General features: G+C 49.0%; 1 protein-coding gene. It reads left to right on the top strand.

Going from position 1 to position 1,360, the window contains the following annotated elements; all coding sequences use genetic code 11:
• Positions 1 to 1,328 (top strand): T9SS C-terminal target domain-containing protein (locus T426_RS0119125; protein ID WP_027586138.1); only part of this gene is annotated, 1,328 nt, incomplete at its 5' end.
• Positions 1,329 to 1,360: the final 32 nt, after the last annotated feature.

Genomic DNA, 1,360 nt, shown 5'->3' with positions numbered 1-1,360 from the left:
CCCTGAGTGTTACTGCTGATGATCAGAGTAGGGGATACGGTGAAGCGAACCCTGTACTGACGTTATCGTACAACGGCTTTGTTGGTAGTGACAGTGAAAGTGACCTGGACACAGCTCCGGTTGCCACAACAACGGCTACTATCTCAAGTGAAAATGGCGATTACCCGATCTCGGTTTCGGGTGGAGCCGATAACAATTATACATTCCGTTATGTGGACGGCACACTGACCGTTGGCAGGAAAACTCAGTCGATTACTTTTAATGCCCTGGAAAACAGGACCGATGAAGATGCCGGTTTTGAACTGAATGCGACATCTAGCTCCGGCCTTCCCGTGATATTTACCAGTTCCGACAAGTCGGTGGCCATTTGTACCGGTACAAACGGCTCTACCGTAGAGATTGTGGGAGTGGGAAGTTGTATCATTTATGCCGATCAACCCGGAAACTCTGATTATGATGCAGCTCCGCAGGTTGAACAGCCACTCACGGTTGTCAAATACATTGCCGGTGATACGAACCATGATGGTATCATCGACAATGGCGAAGTTGCGGGCGACACGGACGGTGATGGTCAGATAACTCCTCCTGAAGTAGCTGGTGATACGAACGGTGATGGAACCATTGATAGTGGAGAGGTTGCCGGCGATACAGACGGTAGCGGCAGTATTGATCATGGTGAAGTAGCCGGTGATACAGATGGTAGCGGCAGTATTGACCATGGCGAAGTAGGCGGTGATACGAATGGCGACGGAACGATCGATAATGGTGAAGTAGCCGGTGACACGAATGGTGATGGAACGATTGACAACGGCGAAGTTGCCGGTGATACCAACGGCGATGGAACGATCGATAATGGTGAAGTAGCCGGTGACACAAATGGTGACGGAACGATTGACAATGGCGAAGTTGCGGGCGATACGAATGGTGACGGTCAGATTACCTCTCCTGAAGCAGCCGGAGATACGAATGGCGACGGAGAGATTGACAATGGCGAAGCTGCCGGTGATACGAACGGTAACGGAACCATTGATAATGGCGAGACTCGTGAGGTTAATCCCAAAACAGATCATGCCAATATTAAGTACCTGTTTAGTCCCAACGGTGACGGTATCAACGACTACTGGAAGATTCCCAATATCTTGGATTTAGGTCGGGTACATGTAAAAATATATGACCGGTGGGGGAATCTGTTATATGAATCGACTGATTATCAAAATAACTGGAACGGAACGTATAACGGTAACCCGGTTCCGGAAGGCGCTTACATCTATTTCATCATCACCCAAAAGAATGGAACTCAGTCAGGGGTTGTTAACCTGGTTCGATAAGCTTGAGAAAAGAAGGTTGCCGGGAGTAAGCT

Source organism: Prolixibacter bellariivorans ATCC BAA-1284, assembly GCF_000621705.1.
In the GTDB taxonomy this organism is placed as follows: domain Bacteria; phylum Bacteroidota; class Bacteroidia; order Bacteroidales; family Prolixibacteraceae; genus Prolixibacter; species Prolixibacter bellariivorans.
This window is presented reverse-complemented; position numbering and strand designations above follow the sequence as displayed.